1 protein-coding gene is annotated in these 269 nt (G+C 61.3%); it reads left to right on the top strand.

Features of this window, described 5'->3' with window-relative positions; translation table 11 throughout:
- Positions 1–269 (top strand): chloride channel protein (locus SB719_RS20350; protein WP_412159769.1); only part of this gene is annotated, 269 nt, incomplete at both ends.

The raw sequence follows: 269 nt of genomic DNA, 5'->3' as shown, positions 1-269 counted from the left end.
CAAGCTGTTTGCTGCCGTGGCCGGCGCAGTATTGCCAGCCGGTCTGGCACTCGCACCCGAAGTCTATGCCGTCATCGGCATGAGCTCGCTTGCCGTCGCAGTCGTGGGCGGCCCTATGACCATGACCTTCCTGGCACTGGAGCTTACCGGCGATTTTCCGATTTCCATGCTCGTGCTCGGTGCTGTCGTCTCGTCCTCGCTGATGGTGCGAAAGACCTTCGGTTACTCCTTCGCCACATGGCGCTTCCATCTGCGTGGAGAGGCCATCC

Origin of the sequence: Pantoea sp. SIMBA_079 (genome assembly GCF_046940275.1) — a bacterium.
Taxonomy (GTDB): domain Bacteria; phylum Pseudomonadota; class Gammaproteobacteria; order Enterobacterales; family Enterobacteriaceae; genus Pantoea; species Pantoea borealis.
Note: the sequence above shows the minus strand (reverse complement) of the source record. Positions and strands in the feature narration are given on the sequence as shown.